The sequence below is a fragment of the Enhygromyxa salina genome (assembly GCF_002994635.1).
Classification (GTDB): Bacteria; Myxococcota_A; Polyangia; order Nannocystales; family Nannocystaceae; genus Plesiocystis; species Plesiocystis salina_B.
Genome location: NZ_PVNL01000120.1, coordinates 42,081 through 68,200 on the forward strand (window position 1 = coordinate 42,081; position 26,120 = coordinate 68,200).

The following is a 26,120-nucleotide window of genomic DNA, read 5'->3' on the forward strand; positions in this document are numbered from 1 at the left end:
TGGGTCCAGTGGCCGTGACCTGGACCCGTCGAAGCATGTTGGCGTCGCTGGCCTCGCTTGGGCTGTTGGGCGTGTCGGGCTGTGAGCGCGACAAGCCAAGCGCGCAACCTGCGGATCCCCCGGGGGGCGCCAAAGCGGACGGATCACTGGCGATCTTGGTGCTGGGTGGCACCGGCTTCCTGGGCCCGCACTTCGTCGATGGGGCGCTCGCGCGCGGCCACACCGTGACCCTGTTCAATCGGGGCAAGTCCAACCCGCACCTCTACGCCGAGCTCGAGCAGCTGCGTGGCGATCGCAACGAGGGGGATCTAGACGCGCTCGAGGGCCGTCGGTTCGACGCCGTGATCGACACCTCGGGCTACATCCCCGATCACGTCACGGCCACAGCCTCGCTGCTGGCGAGCAGCGGGCAGTACCTGTTCGTGTCCAGCGTCTCGGTCTACCGCGACCAGACCCAGGCCGGCCTGAGCGAGTCCGACCCGGTCGCGCCCCACCCCGAGCCCGGCAACGACAAGCTGCCGGACTACTACGGCCCGCTCAAGGCCCTGTGCGAGCAGGCTGCCGAGGCCGCGATGCCCGGCAAGACCACCGTCATTCGCCCCGGCCTGATCGTGGGACCTGGGGATCCGACCGATCGCTTCACCTACTGGCCAGTTCGGATCGCCCGCGGTGGCGAGATGATCGCCCCCGGGGATCCTGAAGATCCAGTCCAGTGGATCGACGCGCGCGACCTCGCGGCGTTCATGCTCGAGTGCGTCGAGCGTCGCCAGTTCAACGTCTACAACGCGGTCGGACCGGCCGAGCGAACCAGCGTAGAGGCGATGCTGAAGGGCGGGATCGAGGCGCTCGGGGCTGACGCGAGCCTGACCTTTGTCCCCGCCGACTTTCTGGCCAAGCACGAGGTCTCGCCGTGGATGGACATGCCCGTGTGGGTCCCGCCAGCCGGGGAATTCGGCGGGTTGGGCAGCGTGAGCGGAGCCGCGGCGCTCGCTGACGGCCTGCGCTTGCGCCCGCTGGCGCAGACGATGACGGACACCCTCGCGTACTGGAATGAGCTCCCTGAAGACCGAAGGGCGGAGCCCCGAGCGGGGCTCTCGGCCGAGCGCGAGGTCGAGGTGCTCGCGGCCTGGCACGAGCGCGCGGGGTAGGTGCGTCGCTTCGTCGAGCGTCGATAGTTTGGGGATCGTACCTTGCGCGTACGACTCGCAACGGACGTCAAAGCCCGCAAAACTAGCCCTCGAGCAGCTGCTCGAGCCAGCCGCCGAACGTCTCGGTGCTCACGAACTCCCGCGCCTGTTCACTCAGCGCTCGCTGCAGCGTGGGCCGCCACGCCGCCTCGAGTCCCGAGCCGTCGAGGAACTCGCGGGCGCTGACCTGGCCGTGCTCGCTGACCACCTCCGACAAGATCTCGGCGACCTGATCGCCGAGCCCGCGCCACGCGGCCAGTGCTCGCAGGATCGCCGCGACGTCGGCCGCGAACGCCTTGGGCGGGTACTTGTGGCGCTCTGCGATCAGCTGGTCGATGGGCAGGCCGAGTACGGCGTGCAGCACGTCGATCCTCCAGCTGACGAACTCGGGCACGAACGCGTCGGAGCTGACGCGCTCGATCATCATGTCGATCGTGACCCCGAGGATGTCGTCGACGAAGCTCTTGACCTTGGGCTCGAGCTGGCGCTCGAGCTCGCCGCCGACCGCCGAGGCCACGCCCTTGGCGACCCCCGCCAGGCGCGACGCGAACCCGCCGCCGGGCAGCTTCGAGACCGCCGAGGTGTCCGGCATCATCGAGCGCATGCGCTTGCCAAACTCGAGCAGGTTGGCCTGCAGGATCTCGCGGATGATCGTGCGCATCGACGGGTGGTCGAGCAGCGTGCGGACCAGCTCACGATCGGGCTGGTAGGGGCGCCCCAGCGCCTGCTCGAGCGGGCCCAGCAAGGTCACCGGGAGCTTGTCGCCGAGCGCACCGTCGAGCCCGTCGACCCGCGCGAGCGCCCGGTCGACGCGGGTCTCGACCCAGCGCTCGAACTCGGGAGACCGGGCCGAGGCGCGGATCCCATCGCTCACCGCCTTGGCCAGCCACTGGTGATCGATCAGCTCGGCGATCGGTCGCGCGAGCACGTGATCGAGACCCAGCTCGACCAGCGCGTCGACCTGGCGCGGCTCGTCGCGCAGTCGCTGCAGGGCTCGTGTCGTTGCGTCGTTCATGCCGACTCGGGATCCGGCTTGCCGCCAGACAGCAGCTCTTCGCGGTGCAGGGCACCGTACACGATGCCAGCCCCCATGAACGACAACGCGACGGCGAGCATGTACTCGGGGAACACGCGCATGAAGCCGAACACGTAGCACAGCGCCAGGTTGACCGCGGTGAAGACCTTGAACGCGCGGCCGGACTCGTGGCCGAGCTTGGGGATCACCAGGTTCGAGACCATCAGCAGCGCGAGCACCAGCGCGAACACGGGCAGGATCCCGAGCAGCCAGTCGAGCTGGTGGCGAAGGCCGATCAGGAGCAGCAGCGCGAGCACGCCGCCCGCGAAGGTCGACGCGGTGCCAAAGAACACCGGAGGCCCACCCTCGTCGTCGAGCACGTTGAACTTGGCGAGGCGCAGGGCGGCGCAGACGACGAACAGCGCCAGCATGCCGTACATGATGTACATGCTGATCGGGCTGAGGCCCGCGTCGCCGAGCCAGCCCGTGAACAGCTCCGGGCGCGCGCGCATCAGCAACAGGATCGTCCCGGCGGGCGCGACCCCAAACACGACGAGGTCGGCGAGGCTGTCGAGCTGCGCGCCAAATTTGCTGCTCGCGCCGAGCAGCCGCGCGACGGTGCCGTCGAGCTTGTCGAGCAGCACGCACCAGATCGTGAACCACCCGGCGAGTTCGAACTCGCCCTCGCTGGCGACCGCCAGCACGACCAGGCCGAACACCAGGCTCAGTGACGTCACCGCGTTGGGGATCACGTAGCGCCAGGTCGCAACCCGATCGCTCGCCTGGTGCGTCGCCTGGTGCGGCGATTGTTGGGTGGCGTCGGCGGCCATCTGCGGGGCATTAACACCACATCCCCCGACCGAGGCAAGCTCGACGGGGGATGTCGGGGGGAGCGGGGCGCCAGGCGGCGATCAGTCGATCTCGAACGCGAGGCTGATCGACTCGCGCATGCTGGTGCCGACGGCGACGTCGAAGTCGAAGTTCCACACGCCCTCGTCGGTGAGCACCACGTTCTCGATCCGGTACTGGCCATCACCGATGTAGGTCACGACGGGCTCGGTCTCCATCGCCTGGTCGCGCTTGGGCATCCAGGCGTCGATGTCGACGCGAGCGCCGGGGATGCCCTGGCCAGGCGCGTCGGCGTGGACCGGATCGTGGAAGCCAAGCCGCAGGACCAGGTCGTTGCGGCCGACTTGGATGTCCCCGGTGTCACTCCACAGCATCACGCGAAACGCGCCCTGGTCGCTATCCCAGGCCATGCCGTCCTCGAAGTTCTCCACGGCGCGGGTCTCGACGTCACCTTCGTCGCTGGCGTCGCAGGCCGTGAGGGGGCAGAGCAGGGCGAGGGCGAGTAGTGCGGACTTGATGTGTGACATGAGGAACCTCCCGAGAGTCGTGGGTGACGGTGTGGGTGGTGTAGGTGCGTGTCCCCAAAGGACATTCATAGGAAGCCTCATCCACTCCCACGCCGTCAAGCATTTTTTTTCGTGTGAGGTCGCAGATGTAGGACACTGTGCTCTTGCCAAATAAACAGTGTTCCTGGGTGGTAGCGTGGGCGCGGCATCGCGCAGAGCCGGGACTGTACCAGGGATCAGTCGACCGAAATGCGCGGGGCCCGCTGATTAATCGGGAACCGAGAACACGAACGCGACCGACTCATCGATCGTGGCGCCCACCGCGATGCTCAGCTCGAACCGCCAGATCCCCGGTTCGCTGAGCTCGAGCCCGATGATCTCGTAGCGGCCATCCCCGAGGTACTGGCCGCGCAGGTCGCTCACGACCCCTGATCCGTCCGCCATGTACGCATCGAGCTGCACGTCCGCCCCAGGGATCCCCACCCCGGGGTCTTCTGGATCGTGCGCGTCGTGAAATCCGACTCGCGCGACCAGGCTGTTCTCGCCGACCTCGAGCCCGTCGCGGCTGGACAGCACCACGCGAAAAGCGCCGCCCTCGGTATCCTTGGCGACGCCATCTTCAAATAGCTCTGCGTTCCTCGCGGCGATGTCCTGACTGTCGGAGTCACATGCGCCCAGCGTGAGCACAGCGCAGAGCGAGAGAGCCAGACAGGTGAATCGACGCAGCCGAGGGCGAGGCATGCCGGCTTACAAGGCAAGCGCTGTTCCAGATCCGAAAAGTTCCCACTGGCACAAAGATCACACGGTTTTTCCCAGATCCTGTGTCGTGTGCGTGCGCGCACCCCTGGCTAGAAACGTTGAGCGAGAGTCGTCAATGCGCTCGGCTGCTGGCCATGACGTCGGCGTCAGACCTAAAACCCGACGGGCTTGCCGAGCATCATGCGGGCCTGGGCCAGGATCTCGCGCAGCTGCGGATCATCGATCGCGTTGAGCGCGTCCAGGGTCTCGCTCGGGACCTCGGGTTCGAGGACGGGCGTGCGATCGACGGGGATCGGCTCGGGCGGCGGTGGCGGTCGACGCTCGCTCAACGGCGGGAGCTCACCGACGTAGCCGTCGATCAGCTCGACCTCGCTGTCGGGCCAGGCCGCGCGGAGCTGGGTCATCACGTCCTGGCGCCAGTAGGTCATCTCGTGTAGCCACTGGCTGTCGTGTACGTGGACGATCAAGCGCCCGCCCTGGACGAGCATGGGCCACACGTGATCCGCAAAGCTGGCCGGGAACAGCTCGATCCACAGGTTGCGCAGCCGCGACAGCCGCTGGACCTCGGTCGGGACGTGCCGCTCGATGACCTCGGTGATGACCGTGGCCAGGTCGACGCGGCCGCGACGCTTGGGCCGACGCTTCTTCGCGCGCGGCTTGTCGGCGGGGGTCGCCATCGGCGAACACCATGCCACACGCCCGGCATGCTGGTCATGCTGGTCACGCTGGCCATGCTCGCGGGCACGCTGGGCTGCGCCAACGTTGGCCAGTGGTCGGTCAGCGAGGCGCGGACCTGTGCGCCCAAGGCCGCGCCGCGGGTGTGCGTGAGCGCGGCGCCAGACTTTGGCCACGTCGTCGAGCTCGCGGGTGTCGAGCTGCTCCCGGGCGAGTGCGCGGTCGCGGTCGGCGAGGGCCGCGGCGGGCTCGTGCGAGTCGAGACCCACGACCCTCAGCGCGCGCGCCAGTCCAGCTGGCTCAACGTGCCGCGCGGCCAGGCCACGGTCGTGGAGATCGGCGAGGACGGAAAGCCGCGGCGGACCGGCCGCCTGATCTGCGACGGCACCCCCTACGAGCTCGGTGCCGACTCGGTCAGCGTGGGTGCAGCAGGGCGTCGCGAGTAGCCAGGGCGAAGCGCTGGCGCGTCCGCGTGTCGCGACTGGTCTGGCTCGATCCCGGGGGCCACTGCCCGGCGACCCGTGGCCTCAGGCGGGCCAGCGCACCGTCGTCGACCGCGTCGAGCAGCGCGAACAACAGGTCATGGTGGGCCCGGACCACGTCGTCGTTGGCGTCGAGCAGCTCGTGGATCGCGTCGGGTCGCCAGCGCAGGGTCCTGACTACGCGGGCCCGTGCGTGGCTACGCGCGAAGTCAGGGCCGCGTCCGTGGGCGACCTTCAGCCAGGCGTGGGCCTCTTCGGCGACCCGCGCGGGGTTGGGCCACTCGACGGGGAGCTCGGGCTCGAGCGCGTGGCTGCTGGCGACGTGGCGCGAGCTCGGGGTCGTGCGGCGCGCTCGCTCGACCCGCCGGGCCAGGCGTCGCTCGTACTCTCGCAGGTCACGCTCGCGCAGATCCTCGGTGACCACCGCCGCGAGCGGGTCGAGCCCGTAGCCCCCGGTCGCGGACCCACGCTGCATCGCGCGGTCGAGCGCGAGGTCGATGAAGCCATGGTCGAACAGGCGATCGAGCTCGTGAACGAAGGGCAGCAATAGGTCCGTACCCAGCACGGGCGCGTCGCTGCGCTGGCGGGCCCGCGCCGCGATCCGCCCGGTCGGACCGCTGGACTCGAGGTACGCGCGGGTCCGCTGGCGCTCGACGGCCAGCAGCGCGGGATCGCCAGCGTGGGGCGTGTTCTCGAGATCGATGAGCAGCGCGAGCAGCTCGAGCTCGGTGTCCGCGAAGGTCCGCTCGAGCCCAGCCACGCGGCGCTGCCAGTAAAACCGACAGAAGCTGCGCCCGTGAAACAGCGCCGGACCTGCGAGCAGCCGGGCGAACGGGGGCAGGGGACGGCCCGCGCGAAGGCCCAGGGACGCGAGCGCCTGCAGATAGATCCGGGCCAAGAGCGCGTGGGCCTGGGTCCGGCGCAGCTCGTCGAGCTCCGGCTCGCGCAGCAGCGCGTGGGCCAGCTCGACGGACGCGAGGATCCGATCATCGATCGGGGTCAGCAGCGCCGTCGCAGGATCGAGCAGCTCGGCGGGCAGCGGCTGACTGGCGTGATCCAGCATCGCGAGCCGGACCAGGCCCTGCAGCTCGGCGTCACGATCGAGGGCCGCGACCATCGTCGCGGCTTCGGCCGCGCTGCCGACCTCGAGCAGGACCCGCCGCAGCTGGCTGTGGTCGAGCCTGATCCCGGGGCACAGAACCGGCAGCAGCCCGACATCCGCGCCGCTGCGGGCGGCCCGTTGGTGCAGGGCCGCGCAGTCGGGGACTGGCTCGACCGGGTCGGCGTCCGCGGCTGGCTCGCCGCTCGCGCCGTCCGACTCGATCGCGGCGTCGATCTGGGTCTGGACCTGCCCGGGCGTGGATCCTGGCACCGCGTCATCTTCAGCGCCGCAGCCCAACGGCGCTGCCAGCCACAGCGCCGTCACCACGCGCCGAGCCCATGGACGTAGCCTCTGACCCTGCTGCGGCGCGGACACGGCTAACCGCTACTGCTCGACGAGCCGACGGATGACCTCGCGCAGGCGGTGCACGCCGCCCATGTCGCGGGCCATGAACTCGAGCCCGACGCCCTCGTCGTTTTGCGAGTTGCGGACGACCGCGAGGATCTCGAGCGGCCGGGCGCTGCCGGGCGGCGTGATCTCGATGATCACCTCGTCCTCGACGTCGGGCCGGTCTTGGGTGAGCAGCAGCGAGCCGCCCTCGGAGATCTCCGAGAGCGCCGCGGTCTTGAAGTCGCGCTCGTTGCGGCGGCGCCACCGGACCTCGACGAGGACCGGGAGCCGAACATGGCGGCGGCGCGCGGTGAGCTTGATGTCACCTGTCGCCACGCGCTTGAGGAACTGGACCTTGCGCCACTCCGAGCCGGCGCACATCACGGTTCCGCCCGCGCGGACCCGCAGCCGGGGTCGGGCGGCGTGCCACTCCTGGCCGATCGCGCGGACCATCATCTTGCCTGGCAGGCCGGTGAAGGACAGCTCGAGGAGGACCTCTTCGCCGGGCTCGAAGCCGTCCGTCGTAAACACCTCGAGCGCGCTATCCTGACGGATCGCCGCGACGAAGTCCTCTGGGGTGCCGTAATGCGAGCGTATTTTTCGCAAGGAAACGTACGTCCGTCCGCGTGTGCGCACGCTACCACAGTTGGCGAGAACGTGCGCTCGTTTCGTCACCCTCGGATCACGTTTGTTAGGCCGAGGGGCGGTTTTGCAACGTGCGGAAACACGCGCACTGGCGTACGCCCGCTGCACTTGGGGTCGCGGTGGACGAGGATCTGAGCCCGACCTCGCCTATGGTCGCACCATGCCCGAGGACACAGGCGCGCGACCGCTCGTGCTGTTGCCAACCTACAATGAGCGAGAAAACCTCGAGGGCATCCTCGACGCGATCTTTGCGGTCCAGCCCGACTTCCATGTGTTGGTGATCGACGACGCCAGCCCCGACGGGACCGGTGAGCTCGCGGATCGCCGGGCCGCCGCCGACGAGCGGGTCGCCGTGCTGCACCGCAGCGGCAAGCAGGGTCTGGGCAAGGCCTACGTGGCGGGCTTCGAGTGGGGCCTCGCCCACGCGCGCGGCTACACCCACCTGTTCGAGATGGACGCCGACTTCTCCCACGATCCGCGCTACCTCGGCGCGCTGCTGCGGGCCTGCACCGAGGGCGGCGCCGACATGTCGATCGGCAGCCGCTACGTGCCCGGCGGTGGCACCCGCGGGTGGCCCTGGCACCGCCAGCTGCTGTCGCGCGGGGGTGGCCTGTACGCACGCACGCTGCTCGGCCTGGAGATCCGCGATCCGACCGCGGGCTTCATCTGCTTTACCCGGCGGGTGCTCGAGACCCTGGATCTGCACGCGCTCGCGACCCGCGGCTACGGGTTTCAGATCGAGCTCAAGTACCGGGCGGTGCGCGCCGGCATGCGGATCCTCGAGGTCCCGATCGTGTTCGTCGAGCGCGAGCGCGGGCAGTCGAAGATGGACGCCAAGATCGCGGCCGAGGCGTTGGTCAAGGTGCTCGGCCTGCGCCTGCGCGGATGAGTGTTCGGGCCCCCAGCAGTGCCCGCGTGGGCGGGCGCCGTTTCGTGGGCGTTCGCGGGGGGCTATAAGCCCAGCCGTGAGCACCAAGGTCTGGCTGTCGACCCACGCGCGGGTCCTCGATCCGCAAGACGCGAACATCAGTGTGTTCGATCGCGGCTTCCTCTATGGAGACAGCGTGTACGAGACCTTGCGGACCGCGGGCGGTCGGGTCGTGGAGATCGGTCCGCACCTCGACCGGCTGCGTCGCAGCGCCGAGGGCATCGCGTTCGAGCTGCCGTTCACCGACGCGCAGATCACCGACGCGCTGCACGAGACGGTGGCGGCCGCCGCCAACCCCGACAGCCGAATTCGCGTGGTCGTGACCCGCGGCGCCGGCCCGATCGCGCTCGACACCCGCGAGGTCGAGTCCCCCGTGCTGGTGATCATGGTCTCGCCGATCGTGGTCCCGACCCCGGAGGAGTACGAGCGGGGGATCTCGGCGGTCATCGTCGGGCGCGAGGGCTCGATCCGACCGGGGCTCAAGACCGGCAACTACCTCGGCAACATCTTGGCCCTGCGTCACGCTCACGAGCTTGGGGCCGAGGACGCGATCATGTGCAACGAGCGCGGCGAGGTGGCCGAGGGCGCGACCTCGAACCTGTTCATGGTCGTCGACGGCTCGGTCCACACTCCCTCGCTGGCGACCGGCCTGCTCGCGGGCATCACCCGCGGGGTCGTCATCGAGCTGCTCGAGCGACGGCTGGGGATCCCCACCTGCGAGCGATCGATCAACACGGAGGAGCTGAGCGTGGCGGACGAGCTGTTTCTGACCAGCTCCGTGCGGGGCGTGATGCCCGTGACCACGCTCGGCGGCCGCACGGTCGGTGGCGGGACCGCGGGCCCGGTGACCCGGCGTGTCCAGGCCATCTATGAGGAGTTCCTGGATGCTGGTGGCGCTGCGTCGCCTCTTGCCCTGCGCGACGACGACGACTAGGGTACCGCCCCACGCGAGAGCGGAGACGAGCCAACGTGAAGCCCATCGAAATCTGCAAGCATCTCGGACCCGAAAAGGTCGACGCCTACTACGGTGAGCTCTCCGGCAAGGAGATCCGCGCCGTGCTCAAGGCCGGCGGTTCACACTCGAACACGCCCAGCACCGCGTTCTCCCAGGCCGCTCGCCGCAAGGTCTGGCGCAAGCGCTTTGACAACGAGTTCGGCAAGGACAACGAGCAGCTGGCGCTCGCGCTGCTGATCGAGTGGCTGATGCGTCACCACCGGACCATGCTGGTCGACTTCCTCGATCACCTGAAGGTCAAGCACACCCAGGGCGAGACCGACGAGGACTTCTGCGAGACCAAGACCCCCGAGGAGCTGCGCGAGGGCGTGGATCTGCTGCTCGCCAAGTACCCGGCCCACGAGGTCGGCACCTATTTGCTGCTGGTCGGCCACCTGCAAGAGACCCCGGTGTTCGACGAGACGCCCAAGGTGCTCGAGGCGGTCGGCATGCCCAGCGCGGAGATCGAGGCCTACGTCGCGCAGTTCAAGCAGCGCTGGGCCGAGCGGCCGGTCAAGGACAAGGGCGCCGCCTGAGCGCCCGCTCGGGCACGACATCAGCCATGGATCGCCTCGGCATGCTGGAGAAGATGGTCGCCGCCAAGCCCGGCGATCCGTTTCCTCGCTACGGCCTGGCGATGGAGTACAAGAAGCTCGGCCGCAACGACGACGCCGCTCAGGCGTTCGTAGCGCTGGCCGAGCACCACCCCGACTACGTGCCGGGCTACCTCATGCACGGCAACCTGCTCGAGGCCATGGGCCGCGGCTCGGACGCGGTCTCGGTCTACGAGCGGGGCCTCGCGGTCGCGTCGGCGGCCAGTGACGAGCACGCCGCCTCGGAGCTATCGAGCGCGTTGGCGAGCGCGCTGGCGGCGGCCCAGGACGCGTCGTCATGACGACGGTCGTGTTCGCGAGCCCGCGTCGGCTGCCCAAGCCGCGTGAGCTCGACGGGCGCGTCGTCGTGCTCGACATCGCGTTCGCCTCCGAGGGGCTCGGCAAGGGCTTCGACAAGACCACGGGCAAGTTCATCGAGGCGCTCGGGCCCCGGCTCGCGCGCTGGGTCGACCACCACGATCACCCCGCCCACGCCCGGTTTGCCGCGGATCCCCGGTTCGTGCTCGCCATCAAGGCCGAGCACGGGGCCTGCCCAGAGATGATCGACGAGGAGCTCGTGCGCGACACCGGGCCGGTCGACACGATCGTCGCCCACTTCGATCTCGATGGGCTGTACTCGGCCGCCAAGTGGCTGCTCGGCGGGCGTGAGCCGTACCCGGGCGCCGACGATGACGCCCGGGCCGTCGACACCCGGATCGGGCCGGTCAGCCCCGAGGGCGCCCGGATCGACAAAGCCCTGCGTGCGCACTACCGCGACGAGGTGCTCAAGCAACGGATCCTTCGCTACCTGGTCGAGGGTCGCAAGCCGGGGATCGAGCGCGAGTCGATCGAGGCCGCGGCCGCCGACTACGATCGCATGGCCGCCCGCGCGGGCGAGCTCGCGGAGCTGTACGTCGTGGACGGGGACGTCGCGGTCGTCAGGCTGCCCGGCGGCGCGGGGCAGTTCGACAAGACCGAGCTGCTGCTGCTCGGGCAGCAGCGCGCGACGGTGGCCGTCGTGGTCGACGGTGGCAACGCCTCGATCGCGGCGCCGTTCGACAGCGGGCTGAACTTCGTCGACCTGCTCGAGCTCGGTGGCGGGATGCCGACTCGCGTCAGCGTCCCCACCAAGCGCGTCGACGAGGCGCTTCGGTTGATCCGAGCCGCGCTCGACCAGCGCGCGGCGACCTGACGGATCCTGCACTCGCGGGGTTCCTGCAGACGCGGGGTGGCGGGCCGTGTCACACTCGCGGGATGCGATGGGGGTGGCTGTGGGTTCCGATCATGGCTGGGCTGGCGTGCGCCAAGCCGGATCGAAGCACGTCGATGCAAGACGGCGGCGGGGCGTCCGAGTCGAGCGAGGGCGCGGAGTCGACGACCCAGCCGGGAGACACCGAGACCGAGACGGGGACCCGCGCCAGCGAAGACGGTGATGGTGACGGCGACGGCGACGGTGACAGCGATGGCGATGGGGACGGCGATCGGGTGATCGTCGAGGTCGAGCAGCTGTCCTACGGCGACGACGCCAGCCAGACCCTGGATCTCTACACGCCCGAGCGACCGGCCCAGACCTCGCTGCCCACGCTCGTGCTCGCCCACGGCGGGCTGTGGCAGGCGGGGGACAAGAGCGCGCTGGCGGGCTTGTGCACCGCGATCGTGACGAGCTCGGCCGGCGCCCAGGCGTGCGCCAGCATCAACTATCGGCTGAGTCAGGCGCTCGGCGGCGAGTGCTCGGGCACCGGCCTCGACACGTACACCGAGCAGGTTCGGGATCTGGCCGCGGCCGTCACCGCGCTGCAGAACCAGGCGGCGCAGCGGGGTCTCGATCCGGCGCGGTTCTACGTTGGGGGCCACAGCGCGGGCGGGCACATGGCCCACGAGCTCAACCTGCGCTGGCCCGACTTCGAGGGTGGCTGCGCGCGCCCAGGTACCTGCCCGCCAGCGATCGGCGCGATCGGGTTCGAGGGGATCTACGACATCGCCGCCTGGGACAGCTACGACGCGAACTTCTGGGCCGGCCAGTTCGCGTGCGCGACCCGCAAGGCGTTCGGCGCCCCACCGAGCGCACCCGACGGGTGCACTGACCAGACCTACGCGCGGCCGTGCTGGGACGTTGGCTCGCCGCGCTACCTGGCCGACCACCTCGACGATCTGAGCCTCGCGGCGGCCGGCGACGCGCTGATCATCCACTCGCCCGGCGACGACTGGGTCGACGTGGCCGAAGCCACCACCTTCGGGATCGCCCTCGATGCGGCGGCCCCCGAGCGCAGCGTGATCACCTCCGTCGACGGCACCTGCGCGAGCGGCCAGCACAACGACGTGCTCGGCGATCCGGCGCTGGCCAGCTGTATCGTGAACTTTGTCGCGTCCGCGGGCGCGAGCATCTGATCGGCTAGCTCCGGCATACCGTGAGCGCTGAGTCGACCACGGCAGCGCGGGCCTGCTAGCTCAGACGAGCCGTCGCGCGCACTGGCGGACGCCCCAGTGCGGCGAGCCGAGCAGCTGCCTGGCCCACGCGCGAGCCTGCTCGGGCCGATGCGCGCCCAGCCACTCGAGCGCGTCGACGCTCAGCCGATCGGGCGTCGCGGTCGGCCCCAGGCAGCGTCGCAGCAGCTCGTCGAGGTGCTTGGGCAGCAGCTCGGCGAGCACCGCAAACTGAGCGGACTGAGCCCCGACCACGAACTTGCTGGGGATCTGATCGCGCAGCTGCTGCTCGATGAACGCGGCCCAGGCCTGTTCGCGGGTCCACACATCGCGGAGGTACGCGGCCAGGCCGTCGATCCACGCGCGCGGGGCCGGGCGGGCCCCCGCGATATTGCTACACAGGGCGGTCCACAGTCGGTCCGACAGCTCGGGGGTGCCGTCGCGCAGGGCCGCGTCGAGCCGCGCGTAGTCGCGTTCGTGCAGCACGCAGACCCACGCCTCGAGCGCGGCCTCGCGCGTGGGTGGGGCGTAGCTCAGCGCCCGCTCGAGCTCGTCGCGGGCGCTGCGATCGCCCCAGCGCGCCAGGCATGCCTTGGCCTCGTAGCTGGCGCGTGGATCGGTCGCGCCCTGAGCCCCGTACACGGCGTCGCGGTCGAGCGCCGGGTCGCCGTGACGCAGCAGCAAGCTGGCGTAGCCATACGGGGGATCGAGCCCAAACGCGTCGCGGAACCGTCGCAGGTGAGCAACCAGCCGCGGATCATCAAACTCGATCAGCGCGGGGGTCAGCGCGACCGCGATGATCTTCATGAGCGAGGCGGACTCGCTCGCGCGCAGCAGCGGCTCGATCAGCGCGTAGTCGTCCACGCTGGCCAGCGCGCGCAGCAGCTGGCGGATCTGCCTGGCGGCCTCGGGCGTGTCGACGAGCCCGAGCTCGACGATCCGCGCGGCGACGATCTCGGCCCCGACCGCCCGCTCCGCGATCGTCTCGCCACCGCGCAGCAGCGAGCGCGCGGCCGCCCAGGCCACGCTGGGCTCGGCGTCACGCAGGTGCTCGCGCAGACGCGGATGCGCCAGCGCGATCGGCCACAGCTCGAGGTGCTCGACCGCCGCGCTGAGCATCCGCGGGTGCGCGTGGCGATGCCCGCTCAGGATCGGCTCGAGGATCGCCGCGGGCAGGGCGAGCTTGGCCACGCGTGTGCACTGCAGCGCCTCGAACACCACGTCGGCGTGGTCGTGCGCGAGCAGGGGCACCAGCGCGGGCGCGTGGCCGTGCAGGTGGGGGTTGTCGTGCAGCCAGCGGACCGTGCCCAGCACGATCGCCGGCTCGTCTGCGAGCAGCCGCGCGAGGACCCCGGCGAAGTCCGCGGCCTCGGCCAGGTGGTGCAGCCCGTACTTGGACTGGACGATCTCGCTGCGGTTGGTCATCGCGCCGAGCTCGAGCCAGCGCTCGAGCTCGGCGGTCGCGGGCGACGGATCGGCTCCGCTGCCCGTCCACGGGTTGCAGCCGTAGAGGTGCAGCAGGCCGTCGCGCTCGCGCCAGGGCACCTGCGCGGCCGGCCGCGCGACCAGCTCGTGGAGGAGCCGCGAGAACCGGGCCGGGGTCACGCGGTAGAGCAGATCCGACAGCCGCGAGCGTACCTCTGGGGCGGCGACGAAGCGGCGCTCGAGGCTCGCGAGCTCGGCCTCGCCGATGCGCTCGGGCGCCCGCTCGAGGGCCCCGAGCGCGCGCAGAAACTCGGCCGTGTCGCGGGCGAGCGCGTCGGGGAGCTCGTGCTTGGGACCGGCCCGCGGCGGCGTGTTCGGCAAGATCCGGGCGAACTCGCTGCGCTGTCGCAGCCCGGGATGCAGCAGCGCGCGCTGCTCGAGCACGTAGCGCAGCTGGATCCCAAAGTTGGGCCCCAGCTCGAACTCGGCGAGCGGTCGGCGGTAGTCGTCGGCGACGCGCTCGGGCGGGCGGCTGTCGATCTCGGGCGGGAGATCGTCGATCAAGCCGAGCCGGCCAAACCCGATCCGCGCCTCGCCCAACCGCCACCACGGCAGGCAGACCCGCTCGCCAGCGGCCAGGCCCACGATCGGCGGCAGCGGATCGCGGTGGGCGGCGTAGTCCAGCGCCCCAAACGCGAACATGTTGCCCAGCGCCGCGCAACGCAGCGCCCACTCGCCGTGCTCGGCCTGGCCCCAGCCCGGCTCGACGAACGACGCGACCGCCAAGGTCTGCGCGGGATCGGGGTAGGGGACCGCTTCCCCGCTCGCCTGGGTGGGCAGCTCGATAGCGTCGATCTCGAGCGCCTCGGCCAGCAACAGCGCGAGCACGCGGGCGGCCGGGTCGACGGCCGCGACCGCCGACCAGCGCCAGTCGAAGTTCGACGCGAACCCCAGCAGCCGCGCGCAGGTGGCCACCACGTCGTAGTTTGAGCACAGGTAGGTCGAGTACCAGGGGATCGTCAGCCCGTCGTCGTGACCGGTCCCCAGCAACACGACCTGGTACTCGACCAGCAGCAGCTCGCGCATGCTCGCGAGCGCGGGCTTTTGTTCGCCGCGCTCGCGCTGCCAGCTCAGGCACGCGTCGAGCAGGCCCTCGAGCTCGGCGTCGCCAGCGAAGCCCTCGCTCAGCGCCCGCTCGAGCAGCGCCTGCAGCCGCGGGTACGCCCGGATGTCTCGCAGGACCCGCGCGAGGTAGGCCAGCGGCGGTCGCTGGTCCGGCCAGCGTGCCCGAAGCGGCTCGAGCTGACGCTCGGCGGCCGCGAATTGTCCGGTCTCGATCTGCGCGTGGACCAGCGCCAGCTGCAGGGCCGGGTCGTCCGCGTGATGCTCGAGCGCCTCGACGAGCACCCGCCCGGCCTCGATCAGCTTGCCTTGTTGTTCGAGACACTCGGCCCACAGCTCCCAGCTGGCGCGATCGCTGGGATCGAGCCGCAGCCCGGCTGCGAACGCATCACTCGCTGCCGCGTAGTCGCGCTGCGCGAGCCGAGTACGTGCGTCCCGGAGCCGATCATGAGCCTTTCGCCGCCGAAATTCGGACACTCGCGGCAATGGTAGGTCGTCTGTGCCCGCCTGTCCTGCACCCTGCACGCGCCCGGTTGCGCCGCCGCGCGAACCACACGAACATGCGGCCCGATCCGCCCAACTGGGTATATCCGCGCGCCGGCTCGGCGCACGCGAGGCACCCGGTCCAACGAACGCCAATCAGGAACTCCCCCCATGTACGCAATCAAGCGATCCCTCACCGCCGCGCTGGCCCTGCCGCTGCTTTTGTCGATCTCAGCCTGTGGAAAGTCCGAGAGTGACAAGCCGGCCGAAGAGGCCAAGCCCAAGATCGAGAAGCTCGATCCCGCCACGCTGTTCACCGGAGACAAGGTCACGATGCCGTCGACCTACGGCGCGCTGAAGCTCGGCATGACCCAGGCCGAGGCCAAGACCGCGATGGCCGATCTGCCCGAAGACGGCACGATCAAGTCCGAGTCCTACCCCGACATCTGGTTCAACACCGGGTTCGACGACGAGACCACCAAGCTCACCCGCGTGTACTTCAACCTGCCCAAGGCCGACGCGATCAAGTTCGCGACCGAGAAGTGGGGCGCGCCGCAAGAGGGCACCGATCTCGACGCCAAGGTCCTGTGGTGGTTCAACCCCGCCGACAACCTGCGCGTGTCGATCGGCGACTCGTACAGCGACGGCGAGGCCCACATCGAGTTCACCCACTACTGGCCGATCACCCAGCTGATCGGTGAGGGCAAGGAGCTCGCGTTCGAGAAGGACGCGCCGCTGCTGGGCCTGACGCCCGCCGACCTCGACGCCAAGTACGCGACGTGGGTCAAGAAGGAGTCCGAGGAGGACGCCAAGAAGAGCCAAGAGGACATCGCCAAGCTCGCGGGCGAGGAGGCGAAGGCGCTGATGGGCAAGCCGACCGCCAGCATCGATCTCGAGTACCCGCCGACCGAGTGGGGCAAGTACTGGACGCCAGTGCACTTGAGCTGGACCGACGAGGGCAAGATCGACCGGTTCTGGTTCGGCCTCGACTTCGAGCCGCACCCGGCCGCCAAGGACCAGATCTTCGCGCTGTTCAAGCAAAAGTGGGGCGAGCCCAAGGAGGTCGAAGAGTACGGCGACAAGATCTTCGTGTTCTCCGAGGACCCGCGCATCGAGGTCGAAGAAGACACGATCTCGAACAAGTGGGACGTGACCGTCGAGGTCCCGGAGACGGAGTAGCGAGCGACGAGTCCCCGGCCGACTCGCTGAACCACGCGTCCACGCGTCCACGCGTCCACGCGCGCGTGGGTCAGCGCTCGGGTCGGAGGCTGGCGAAGCCGACCCGGCCGTAGTCGGCGAGCGCCTGCATTCGCTGGATCAGCTCGGCCTGACCCTCTGCGTGGTACGAGCTGCGGACCAGCGGCCCGGCCTCGACGTGCGCGACGCCCCGCGCACGCGCGAACGTGGCGAGCTCGGCGAACTCGTCGGGGTGGACGTAGCGGCTGATCGGCAGGTGCTTCTTGCTGGGCTGCAGGTACTGCCCGAGCGTCAGGATCGTCAGGCCGAGCTCACCGAGCTCGGTGATGACCTCGCGGACCTCGTCCAGGGTCTCGCCGAGCCCGAGCATCAGGCCGGTCTTGGTCAGCGCTCCGCGCCCACGGGCGTGGCGGAGCACCGCGTAGCTGCGATCGTAGCGGGCCTGGACCCGGACCTCGCGGCTGAGGCGGGGCACGGTCTCGAGGTTGTGGGCGAACACGTCGGGCGCGGCGTCGAGCACGGTGTCGACGTCGCCCAGGGCGCCCTTGAAGTCGGGGACCAGCACCTCGATCGTCATGTCGGGCGCGCGGCGGTGGCAAGCCTCCAGCGTCGCCGCCCAGATTCGCGCGCCGCCGTCTCGCAGGTCATCGCGGTCGACCGAGGTGATCACCGTGTGGTTGAGATCGAGCTCCGCGAGGATCGTGGCCACCCGCTCGGGCTCGCCCTCGTCGACGGCCAGCGGGCGGCCGGTGGCGACATCACAAAACCGGCACGAGCGGGTGCAGATGTCGCCCAGGATCATGATCGTGAGCGCCTTGTTGTTCCAGCACTCGCCGATGTTGGGGCACCCGGCGCTCTGGCAGACCGTGTGGAGCTGAAGCTCGCCCACGCGCCGACGCAGCTGCGTGTAGGCCTCGCCCGCGGGCATCGGGACCTTGAGCCAGGGCGGGTGCCGACGCCGTCCCGAAGACGGGGCGGCCGGCTGCGCGGGGGCGTCACGGACGATCGGCAGGTGCGTGGCCACGGTCGTACTTAGCACGGCCGGTCACGCGAGCGCTTCTTCGCGGCGCAGCGTGGTCTCGCCCTGCAGGCGCTCGAGCACGGCGAGCAGCTCGTCGTCGCCGCCCTCGGGCATCTGAATGTCGATCGTCACCAGCAGGTCGCCGCGCGGCTCGCCGCGGATCCGCACGCCGCGGTCGCGCAGGCGCAAGGTCTGGCCGTTTTGGGTCCCGGGCGGCAGCCGCATGGTCACCGGTCCCCACGGGGTCGGGACGTCGATCGGTCCGCCGCGGTAGGCCTCGAGCGCGGTCACCGGCAGCTTCATGCGCAAGTTGGTGCCGTCGCGCTCGAGGTTGCGGCCCGGCAGCACCCGCACGGTCAGGATGATGTCGCCTGGCGGGCTCCCGGGTCCGCCCTGCTCGCGCAGGCGCAGCTTGCCGCCGTCAGTCACGCCCTCGGGCACGCGCACGTCGAGGGTCCGGAGGTTGCCGCCGCGCTCTTCGACCCGCAGCGGCACGGTCACGCCCAGCAGCGAGTCCATGATCGTGACGCTGATCTCACCTTGGATGTCGGCGCCGCGGCGCGCCTGCGGGCCCGGTCGACCGCCGCGCCCAAACATGTCGCCGCCGTCGATCCGCCCGCCGCCGAACAGGCGTGAGAGCAGATCGTCGAAGCTGGTCTCGCGGGCGTCGCCGAAGTCCGAGAACGGGTAGCTCTGGGAGCCGCCGAAGCCCCCGCCCGGGCGCCCACCAAACCCGCCCGACCGCGCCCGCTGGTACGCCCGCGCGCGCTCGGGGTCGAAGCCCTGGGTCAGCGACATCTCGCCAAACTCGTCGTAGAGCTTGCGTTTGTGCTCGTCGCCGAGCACTTCATAGGCCTGCGAGACGTCCTTGAAGCGCTCCTCGGCGGCCTTGTCACCGGGGTTCTTGTCGGGGTGAAACTGGCGGGTCAGCGAGCGGTAGGTCTTCTTGATCTCGTCTTGTGACGCGGACCGGTCGACGCCAAGCGATTGGTAGAGGTCCTTCATCGTGGCTGCTCTGCTCCGGCCGAGGCCGCGAGCGAGCTTAAGGGGCGCCCGCAAAGACGCAACCCCTCGTCGGTGGTCGCGCACGGCCACGCGTGCGCGGATGGTCGGCAGCCCCGCAATGCGTGGCCGTGGTCGGCGCCCGCGCCTGGCCGCGATCGCGCCTCGTACTGCGTGGGTTCGCCCACGGATGGTGGGTTTCGCCAACGAGCGTGGTAACAACCGCCGCAATGGCGACTTCAGTGAACCTTGAGGAACTCCGCGATGACGCGCTTGCTGCGCACCCGTACGCGGCCTTCCTCGCCCGCATGAAGAAGCCCGGCCGCTACCTCGGCGGCGAAGAGCAGGCGATCGTCAAGTCGCACGCTGACCTGAGCTGTCGGTTCGTGCTCGCGTTCCCCGATCTCTACGAGATCGGCATGAGCCACCTCGGCACCCGGATCATCTACGACCTCGTCAACGCCGCCGATGATCTGTGCTGCGAGCGGGCGTTCTCGCCGTGGCGCGACATGGAGGCCGAGCTGCGCGAGCGCGAGCTGCCGTTGGTCTCGCTCGAGACCTACACGCCGCTGCGTGACTTCGACGTGGTCGGCGTCTCGTTGCAGTACGAGCTGAGCTACTCCAACGTGCTGCTCAACCTCGAGCTCGGCCGGGTTCCGCTGCGCTCGCGCGATCGCTCCGACGCCGATCCGATCGTGATCGCCGGCGGGCCCACGGCCACGCACCCCGAGCCGCTCGCCGACTTCATCGATCTGTTCTTGGTCGGCGAGGCCGAAGAATTGCTGCCCGAGCTGCTGCGCCTGATCGGTCAGATGCGCCAGCAGGGCCGACCCCGGCTCGAGATCCTCGCCGCCGCGGCGCAGCTGCCGGGCATCTACGTCCCGCGCTTCTTCGAGGTCGCCGTCGAGCCGCGGACCGAGCTGCAGGTCGTGGTCGGGCGCTCGCCCGAGGGTGAGGCCGCCGACGCGCCGACCGACATCCAGCGGGTGTTCGTCCGCAACCTCGACGACTTCAAATTCCCCACCCGGTTCCCGATCCCCTACGCGGAGGCGATCTTCGATCGGGCCAGCGTCGAGATCACCCGCGGCTGCACCGAGGGCTGCCGGTTCTGCCAGGCCGGCATGATCTATCGCCCGGTCCGCGAGCGAAAGCCCGAGGACATCGTCGCGGCCGTGCTCGAGGGCACCGACGCCGCCGGGTTCAACGAGGCCAGCCTCACGGCCCTGAGCACCGCCGACGTGTCGTGCATCGATCCGCTGATCAAGGCCCTGGTCCCCGAGCTGGCCAAGCGTCGGGTCTCGCTGGGTATCGCCTCGCTCCGCGCCTACGGGCTCAACGAGTCGATGATGGACGAGATCAAGAAGGTCGGGATCGACGGCCTGACCTTCGCGCCCGAGGCTGGGACCCAGCGCATGCGCGACGTGATCAACAAGAACGTCAGCGACGAGGACATCCTGGCCTCGGCCAGGCGGATGTTCGAGCGCGGCTACGAGCGCATGAAGATGTACTTCATCATGGGCTTGCCGACCGAGACCGACGAGGACCTCGCGGGGATCATCGAGACCGGCCGCATGGTCCGCGACGTCGCCCGCGAGCTGCAGCTCGCCCGGCCCCCGGCGATCACCTTGAGCGTCTCGCAGCACGTCCCGAAGCCGCACACGCCGTTTCAGTGGGCCGCGATGGACAGCATGGAGGACCTCGAGACCAAGGTCCGGCTGCTGCGCGACATGGCGACCCGCAACAAGCTCGCGATCAAGACCCACAACGTGCGCGAGAGCTGGCTCGAGTGCCTGTTCGCCCGCGGCGATCGGCGGCTCGGCGACGTGCTCGAGACCGCCTACAAAAACGGCGCGCGGTTCGACGGCTGGAAAGAGTACTTCTCGTTCGAGACCTGGCTCGACGCGCTCGAGACCCACGCGATCCGGCCCGAGGTCTACACTCGCACGCTGCCGGTCGGCGTGCCGCTGCCGTGGTCGCACCTCGACATGCAGCTCGAGCCGGGCTTCCTGGAGGGCGAGTATCGCAAGGCCCTGGCCAGCCGGGTCTCGCCGCCGTGTGGCAAGCCCGCCGGAGCCAAGGTCCATCACACCACGCTCGACGCGGCCCAGGCCGAGCAAAAGCGGCTGGTCTGCTACGACTGCGGCGTCGCGTGTGATCTGGGCGAGATGCGAGAGGAGCGGATCGTCGCGCTGCGCGGGCTGTCGAGCATGGCCACCGAGCGCGAGGCTGCGATCGCCAAACGAGAGGCCGCGATCGAAGCGGCTGAGCTCGCTCAGCAGGGCGACCAACAGCTGATCCCGCTCGAGCGCTTGCGCCGGGGCATGGCCGCCAGCAACCTCGCTGACGACAGCGCCTTCAAGCACAACGCCGAGGCGCCCTACAGCAAGGTCCGGCTGTTCTTCGCCAAGCGCGGGACCATTCGGTTCCTCAGTCAGCTCGATCTGGTGCGGATTATCCCCCGCATGTTCCGGCGCGCCGGGCTCGAGATCGGCTTCTCGCGCGGGTTCTCGCCGCTGCCACGCATGAGCTTTGGCCCCGCGCTGGCGCTGGGCATGGGCGCCGATGAAGACGTGCTCGACTGCGATCTGCTGCTCGAGCGCTCGGCCGAGGACATGCTCGGCCTGCTGAACTCCGCGCAGCGGAGCGAGATCGCGGCCGATCTGCTCGCGCGCCTGCAGGCCGTCCAGCCGCCCGGGTTTCACCTGCTCGACGCGCGGATCGTCCCGCCGGGCGAGAAGACCCTCGGCGAGCTGGTCGCCGGGGCCGACTTCGCCGTTCACCTCGCGCCCGAGCAGCTCTCGGGCCTGCGCGAGCGCGTCGACGCCATGCTCGCGGCCGGCAACCTGTGCGTGACCCGCCAGCAAAAGGTCAAGAAGAAGCACCGCGGCAAGCGGCGCGAGGTCGGGTCCAAGAGCGTCACGATCGATCTGGATCAGCGCCTGCTGTCTGCCGCCGTCGACGAGGATCTCGGGCTCCTGCGGTTTCGCCTGCGGACCGACGTCGAGGGCGCCAACGCCCGCCCGCGCGAGCTCGCGGCCCTGCTGCTCGGCGCGCCTGTGGAAGATCATCGGATGCGACGCGAGCGGCTGCTCGCCCGGCCCGAGCCGGAGTCGGAGCTGATCGGTCTGCGCGAGCTCGGCGGCGCGTGGCGGCCCGAACACCGCCGCCACGTCCCCGCGCTGTGAGCACGAACCAACGCGGCGGGCGGAGCTCGTCGACGAACGAGAGTCAGCGTGGCTCGGCCGCACAGGCTCCTCGCTCGAACTCCCTGCGTTGGCGCTCGATATCGTCGGATTCAGGCTCGAGCTGATCCATCCGCAACAGCTCGCCCGCGCCGATCAGGTGGTCCCGACCCGAGCCGCTACTGCGGATCGACGCAGAAGGTCTTGGGCCCCACCCAGGAGATCATGTTCTGCCAGAACACCTCGACCTCCGGGATCTGCTGCCACTCCGAGTCGAAGCTGATCCACTCGTCCGAGAACACGATCGCCGCGCCGTCGGACAGCTCGACCGCCGTACCCAGCGAGGTGTTGTTCTCGCCTTCGGGTCGCACGAACACCATGCCGGGCCCCACAACCTGCCAGCCGCCGTGGATCTGCACCCCTTCGGCCCCATCGGCGACCGGGTGGTTTTGCCAGACCTCGGTCGGGTCGATGTAGATCGGCGCGGCGTAGCTGAGACCGGTCGAGATGGACACCAGCGAGTTCTGCTGGGTGACATCGGCCGCGCTGTTCCCGTAGCCGGCCATGCTGATCAGGCCGTGCCCAGCCGCAATCCAGGTTTGCAGGATCGCGGCCTCTTGTGCCGAGTACTGATGGGTCAGTCGGTCGACGATCAAGATATCAAACTCAGCGAGATCGTCGGCGGTCAGCTGATGATTGCCCAACATCCCGAATCGGGTCGCCGTGGTGCCCTTTTCCTCGAGCCAGACCTCGAAATCGGAGGCGGGGTTGGAGCCCTTGTTGCCGATGATTCCGATCCGGTAGCAGTCGCAAAAGCCGTCCATGCCCTCGTCGAGGTCGTCGATGATGCCGTTGCAGTCTTCATCGATGCCGTCGCAGGCGATCTCGGCGACCTCGCACTGGTCGCCGTCGCCGTCGCCGTCGCCGTCGCCGTCGCCGTCGCCGTCGCCGTCGCCGTCGCCGTCGCCGTCGCCGGGATCGCCATCGCCGTCGCCCGGATCGCCATCGCCGTCCCCGGGATCGCCATCACCATCACCATCACCATCACCATCACCATCACCCATCGTCCCCGTCGAGCTCATGGTCCCCGACGCCTCGGAGCCACCGGCTGTCTCGCTCGCCGTGCCGCCGTCGTTCGCGTCGTCCTTGCCGCCGTCGGCCGTGCTGTCGGCGCACGCGAGCGAGGTGGCGGTCAGAGTCAGCAGGCAGGTCAACAGCGTTCCGTGGCGTAGCATGGGACGAGTGTACGCCTTCGCCGCCCGTCGTATCGACATAATCGAGCTGCGTCTGTGCGGGAATCCCGCGATCCCCGCTGGTGCGGGAATCCCGCGATCTCCGCCCGCGCGCTAGGGCCCAACCGCTCAGGCCAGCGGATTCTCAAACGCCGGCGGCTTGCCGCGCTGCATCGCCTTGACCCCGATCGCCGTGCTGCTCATCGTCAAGCTCTGCGCGGCAGCGCGCTCTTCGATCGCAGATCCCTCGGCAAACGGCAGCGCGTTTGCGCGCTCGATCGTGTTGGCGATCAGCTCGCGCAGGTCAGCGTCGAGCGGCACCCCAGCCTCGTTGCAGGGATCCACGTCACGGCTGACGGAGACCTCGGCCGGCCCCTCACGAAACGCCGGACGCTCGATCTTGCCAGCCGCGATCCCAGCCGCGAACGCCATGCTCTCGCCCGGCAGATCGCGGATCGGCACGACCTTGGACACATAGCCCCAGTCCGCGGCCTCTTCGGCCTTGAACGCGTGGCCCGTCAACAGCAGCTCGCTGATCCGCGCCCAGCTCTGCGGCTTGGACGCGCGGTGAATGTGGTGACACCCGCCGAGCCCCGGGAGCACGCCGACGGTCGGCTCGGGCTGGCCGATCACGGTCCCGGCCCCGGCGACGCGGGCCTGACAGCACGACGCAAACTCGTTGCTGCCGCCCAGCACCCGCCCGACCAAGGCCGCGACCGTGGGCTTGGCGCTGGTCTTGAACTTCATGAGCGTGCGCTTCCAGCCCTGGATCAACTCGAGCGCGCGGTCGTGGTCGCCGAGCACCGGGACGAAGCAATTCAGATCAGCGCCGTGGCCAAACTCGCGGCTGAGCGCGCCATCTGGGGCCACGACGATCGCCGCGACCGCGTCGTCATTGGCGAGCCGCTCGTACGCGGCGTCGAGCTCGGCGATGAAGCGGTGGTTGATCGTGCGCCGCCCGAGCGAGATCAGCCCGACGTTGCCGTGCACGGCGGTGCCGACGTAGATCGACGCGAGCGCGTCGTCGTCGAGCTCGGCGATCGGGGCGACCTCGTCGGCCTTGGTGATCGACTGATCGGCCACGAACGCGGCGACCAGCTGCTTGCTGGCCTCGAGCCCGCGCTCGGCGATCAGCGCGGGCGTCCCCATCGAGAACGCCAGCGCGTTCTCGCACAAGAAGTTGAGCGCGTCGGCCCGCGCGACCTCGTGCTTCAGCATGTAGGCCGTCAGCGAGAACAACATCCCGAGCATGCGCTGCTCGACCATGGCCACGTGCTCCGGTGGGCACTGCTGGCCGCGCTCGTAGGGCCACTTCTGGTGGGGGTCCTTCATGTAGGGCTGCCACTGCTCGGGGATCTGGTACAGCGTCGAGTCGACCTCTTCGCTGAGCAGCTGCATGCAGTGGGCGGACAGGTAGTTGGCGCCGGGGATCAGGTTGTGCACGAAGAACGGCGAGGTCCCGAGCAGCTTGCGGCACACGTCGTCGATCTGCGCGGGCGCGAGCCCGGTGCTGACGTGAATGCGCACGGCCTCGAGCATCATCCCGCAGAAGATCCGATCGGCCGCGAACGCGGGCGCGTCGGCGGTCTCGATCAGGTTCATCCCGAGCTTGCCCAGGAACTTGCGGATCACCTTCAGGGTCTCGGCTGACGTCGTGCAGCCCCGGGTCGGGACCTCCCACAGCTTGTTGGTGAGGTGCGGGAAGAAGGGGTGCATGACGCCGGAGCGGTCGGCCCCGGGCAAGCCCTCGAACAGGTGCTTGGTGGTCAACCCGGAGGTCGCCGAGAACACGTAGGCCTGCGGGTCGCGGGCCCGGATCGCCCGATAGAAGGGTTGCTTGATGTCGAGCCGCTCGGGGATTGCCTCGAACACGAAGCCGAGCTGCAGCGCCGCGGGCACGTCGGCGAGGGTGCCCTTGACGATCGTGATGTTGTCGAGCACGGCGTCGACCTCGGCCGCCGAGAACCGGCCGCCGAACGCCTCGCGCAGCTTGTCCTTGACCCCGTCGACCGCGTCCGAGAGATCTAGGGCGATGACTGGCACGCCGTGCTTCGCCAGCAGCCGCGCAAATTGTCCGAGCTTGCCGAACCCGACGTTGCCGCAGGCACCCGCGACCAGCAGCGCCTTCACGGGTTCGCTGGCATCGGGCTGGAAGATCGCGCTGACGGAGGGATCGCTGATCGGCATGCCCGGGATGGTAGGGAAGGGGACGCGGCTTTTGACGGCTCCGCAGAGGTCGTCGATTGAGCTTTTTCACGGCCCGTGCTGATAGACTCCCCGCGATGTCGACCTCACGCGCCCTCACCCTGGCCCTGTTGATTGTCTCGCTGTCCGCTTGCAAGGGCGCAGAGTCCGAGCAGAAGGCTGAGACCTCGGTCGCCGCGCCCACGCCCGCGCCCGAGCCTGCGCAGCCCGAGGCCAGCGCAGGCGAGCCAGGGGAGCCCGCGGGTGGTGTCGAAGCGGGCGGAACCGAGGCGGAGGACGAGACCGAGACTGGCGAAGAGGAACCGCAGGTGCCGCTTCCCGAGTCCTTCGAGCAGGTTGGGGTCGAGCTGTGCGACACCTACGTGAAGGACTACGTGGCCTGCATCGACGCCAAGGTGCCCGAGGCCGAGCGTGACGCGCTCCGGCGCCAGGTGTTCGTCAACATCGAGGCCTGGAAGCAGACCGCGGCGGGTGGGGCGTCCGCCAAGCGAGGGCTCGAGACCGGCTGTCGGATCGCCCGCGAGCAAGCCAAGCGCGCGACGCAGGAGTGGGGCTGCGAGTGGTGATCTCTCCCCGCAACCCCCGCGCTTGAGTCTTCGCACCCGCGAATTTCACTTCGCGTGACATTTTTGTCGGAGCGATGTCGATAGCTCCACAAGCTAGCTTTGTGCGTTTGGGTGACACGCGCAGTCTGTGCGCGGC

General features: G+C 69.6%; 23 protein-coding genes. 11 read left to right on the plus strand and 12 right to left on the minus strand.

The annotated features are described in order from the left end of the window. Positions 1-35 precede the first annotated feature (35 nt). Positions 36-1,148, plus strand: a complete 1,113-nt coding sequence (locus ENSA7_RS31435) for an NAD-dependent epimerase/dehydratase family protein (RefSeq protein ID WP_181234292.1) — start codon at positions 36-38, stop codon at positions 1,146-1,148. A gap of 82 nt (positions 1,149-1,230) precedes the next feature. Here the strand turns inward: ENSA7_RS31435 and ENSA7_RS31440 are convergent, their stop codons facing one another. The 5 genes from ENSA7_RS31440 to ENSA7_RS31460 form a co-directional block, all read right to left on the minus strand. Then, complete coding sequence (locus ENSA7_RS31440) at positions 1,231-2,202, minus strand: hypothetical protein (protein WP_106093090.1); 972 nt, start codon at positions 2,200-2,202, stop codon at positions 1,231-1,233. Next, entirely contained in the window at positions 2,199-3,032 is an 834-nt protein-coding gene (locus tag ENSA7_RS31445) for a CDP-alcohol phosphatidyltransferase family protein (protein WP_106093091.1), read from the minus strand. Before ENSA7_RS31445 ends, ENSA7_RS31440 begins: the two co-directional genes overlap by 4 nt. A gap of 81 nt (positions 3,033-3,113) precedes the next feature. Then, on the minus strand, positions 3,114-3,578 hold the full coding sequence (locus ENSA7_RS31450; RefSeq protein WP_181234293.1) for a FixH family protein: 465 nt from the start codon (positions 3,576-3,578) through the stop codon (positions 3,114-3,116). 246 nt (positions 3,579-3,824) lie between these two features. Continuing rightward, complete coding sequence (locus ENSA7_RS31455) at positions 3,825-4,244, minus strand: hypothetical protein (protein ID WP_106093093.1); 420 nt, start codon at positions 4,242-4,244, stop codon at positions 3,825-3,827. Between the two features lie 224 nt (positions 4,245-4,468). Beyond that, on the minus strand, positions 4,469-4,993 hold the full coding sequence (locus tag ENSA7_RS31460; protein ID WP_106093094.1) for a DciA family protein: 525 nt from the start codon (positions 4,991-4,993) through the stop codon (positions 4,469-4,471). A gap of 27 nt (positions 4,994-5,020) precedes the next feature. On the opposite strand from ENSA7_RS31460, the gene ENSA7_RS31465 reads away from it, so the two are divergent. Then, entirely contained in the window at positions 5,021-5,437 is a 417-nt protein-coding gene (locus tag ENSA7_RS31465; protein ID WP_106093095.1) for a hypothetical protein, read from the plus strand. Here the strand turns inward: ENSA7_RS31465 and ENSA7_RS31470 are convergent. Together ENSA7_RS31470 and ENSA7_RS31475 are read right to left on the minus strand one after the other, a co-directional pair. Next, a complete protein-coding gene (locus ENSA7_RS31470) occupies positions 5,406-6,845 on the minus strand; it encodes an amino acid adenylation domain-containing protein (RefSeq protein ID WP_146158352.1) in 1,440 nt (479 codons plus the stop codon). The two genes, ENSA7_RS31465 and ENSA7_RS31470, sit on opposite strands and share 32 nt — an antisense overlap. Positions 6,846-6,959: 114 nt before the next feature. Next, entirely contained in the window at positions 6,960-7,571 is a 612-nt protein-coding gene (locus tag ENSA7_RS31475) for a PilZ domain-containing protein (protein WP_146158353.1), read from the minus strand. A gap of 199 nt (positions 7,572-7,770) precedes the next feature. Between ENSA7_RS31475 and ENSA7_RS31480 the strand changes: the two genes are divergently transcribed. The 6 genes from ENSA7_RS31480 to ENSA7_RS31505 all read left to right on the plus strand — a co-directional run bounded on the left by ENSA7_RS31480 (position 7,771) and on the right by ENSA7_RS31505 (position 12,513). Beyond that, the gene (locus ENSA7_RS31480; protein ID WP_106093098.1) at positions 7,771-8,499 is read left to right on the plus strand and encodes a polyprenol monophosphomannose synthase; all 729 of its coding nucleotides are present in this window, start codon (positions 7,771-7,773) and stop codon (positions 8,497-8,499) included. Positions 8,500-8,575: 76 nt separating this feature from the next. Beyond that, positions 8,576-9,472, plus strand: coding sequence for an aminotransferase class IV (locus ENSA7_RS31485; RefSeq protein WP_181234294.1), 897 nt, complete (start codon positions 8,576-8,578; stop codon positions 9,470-9,472). A 35-nt stretch (positions 9,473-9,507) separates the two neighbouring features. Next, entirely contained in the window at positions 9,508-10,068 is a 561-nt protein-coding gene (locus tag ENSA7_RS31490; RefSeq protein ID WP_106093100.1) for a hypothetical protein, read from the plus strand. A gap of 26 nt (positions 10,069-10,094) precedes the next feature. Next, positions 10,095-10,427 (plus strand): hypothetical protein, encoded by a 333-nt coding sequence (locus ENSA7_RS31495; protein WP_106093101.1) that lies wholly within the window; start codon positions 10,095-10,097, stop codon positions 10,425-10,427. Beyond that, positions 10,424-11,317, plus strand: coding sequence for a hypothetical protein (locus ENSA7_RS31500; RefSeq protein ID WP_106093102.1), 894 nt, complete (start codon positions 10,424-10,426; stop codon positions 11,315-11,317). The genes ENSA7_RS31495 and ENSA7_RS31500 overlap by 4 nt, the downstream gene beginning before the upstream one ends. Before the next feature lie 92 nt (positions 11,318-11,409). Further along, positions 11,410-12,513, plus strand: a complete 1,104-nt coding sequence (locus ENSA7_RS31505; protein WP_146158354.1) for an alpha/beta hydrolase — start codon at positions 11,410-11,412, stop codon at positions 12,511-12,513. A 60-nt stretch (positions 12,514-12,573) separates the two neighbouring features. On the opposite strand, the gene ENSA7_RS31510 is transcribed toward ENSA7_RS31505, so the two are convergent. Next, positions 12,574-15,573 (minus strand): tetratricopeptide repeat protein, encoded by a 3,000-nt coding sequence (locus ENSA7_RS31510; RefSeq protein ID WP_106093104.1) that lies wholly within the window; start codon positions 15,571-15,573, stop codon positions 12,574-12,576. Positions 15,574-15,750: 177 nt separating this feature from the next. Between ENSA7_RS31510 and ENSA7_RS31515 the strand changes: the two genes are divergently transcribed. Then, positions 15,751-16,758, plus strand: a complete 1,008-nt coding sequence (locus tag ENSA7_RS31515) for a hypothetical protein (RefSeq protein ID WP_106093105.1) — start codon at positions 15,751-15,753, stop codon at positions 16,756-16,758. A gap of 70 nt (positions 16,759-16,828) precedes the next feature. Here ENSA7_RS31515 and lipA read toward each other — a convergent pair whose 3' ends face one another. Further along, entirely contained in the window at positions 16,829-17,800 is a 972-nt protein-coding gene (gene lipA / locus ENSA7_RS31520) for a lipoyl synthase (RefSeq protein ID WP_106093106.1), read from the minus strand. A 21-nt stretch (positions 17,801-17,821) separates the two neighbouring features. Beyond that, the gene (locus ENSA7_RS31525) at positions 17,822-18,802 is read right to left on the minus strand and encodes a DnaJ C-terminal domain-containing protein (protein WP_106093107.1); all 981 of its coding nucleotides are present in this window, start codon (positions 18,800-18,802) and stop codon (positions 17,822-17,824) included. 227 nt (positions 18,803-19,029) lie between these two features. Here ENSA7_RS31525 and ENSA7_RS31530 point away from each other — a divergent pair, with 227 nt between their 5' ends. Beyond that, positions 19,030-21,984, plus strand: a complete 2,955-nt coding sequence (locus ENSA7_RS31530; RefSeq protein ID WP_106093108.1) for a TIGR03960 family B12-binding radical SAM protein — start codon at positions 19,030-19,032, stop codon at positions 21,982-21,984. A gap of 176 nt (positions 21,985-22,160) precedes the next feature. Here ENSA7_RS31530 and ENSA7_RS31535 read toward each other — a convergent pair whose 3' ends face one another. Together ENSA7_RS31535 and ENSA7_RS31540 are read right to left on the minus strand one after the other, a co-directional pair. Further along, entirely contained in the window at positions 22,161-23,216 is a 1,056-nt protein-coding gene (locus ENSA7_RS31535) for a DUF4350 domain-containing protein (protein WP_106093109.1), read from the minus strand. Between the two features lie 126 nt (positions 23,217-23,342). Further along, positions 23,343-25,400: a 3-hydroxyacyl-CoA dehydrogenase/enoyl-CoA hydratase family protein gene (locus ENSA7_RS31540; RefSeq protein WP_106093110.1), complete on the minus strand. Its 2,058-nt coding sequence runs from the start codon at positions 25,398-25,400 to the stop codon at positions 23,343-23,345. A 95-nt stretch (positions 25,401-25,495) separates the two neighbouring features. Between ENSA7_RS31540 and ENSA7_RS31545 the strand changes: the two genes are divergently transcribed. Beyond that, the gene (locus ENSA7_RS31545; RefSeq protein ID WP_106093111.1) at positions 25,496-25,984 is read left to right on the plus strand and encodes a hypothetical protein; all 489 of its coding nucleotides are present in this window, start codon (positions 25,496-25,498) and stop codon (positions 25,982-25,984) included. Positions 25,985-26,120 lie beyond the last annotated feature (136 nt).